Below are 270 nucleotides of genomic sequence, written 5' to 3' on the forward strand. Positions count from 1 at the left end.
GTGTCAATTTTGATAACACGACTTCCCATTTTTTTATCTCTTCGAAAGAACTTGGTGCCGCTCAGAATTTCACTTTGGCGTTTAAGAACGCAGACGACAGCGAAAATGTTGCACTGGGCAAGCAAATTACGGGAGTGGCGGAAGCGTCGAGGGCTTCAAGCATTGCGACAGATGGCTCCGTCAGCCTCGATGGCATCCGTGTTGACGGGTTGACGAGCAATAAAACAACAATCAACGGCTTACAGATTCAAATGATGTCGGTGGATACCG

At 47.8% G+C, this 270-nt stretch carries 1 protein-coding gene; it reads left to right on the top strand.

Annotation, left to right across the window (positions count from 1 at the left end):
- Positions 1-270, top strand: a 270-nt coding sequence (locus R0J87_RS20695; protein ID WP_498888603.1) for a hypothetical protein, incomplete at both ends; no start/stop codon positions are given.

Source organism: Halomonas sp. SIMBA_159 (genome assembly GCF_046536035.1).
In the GTDB taxonomy this organism is placed as follows: Bacteria; Pseudomonadota; Gammaproteobacteria; order Pseudomonadales; family Halomonadaceae; genus Vreelandella; species Vreelandella venusta_A.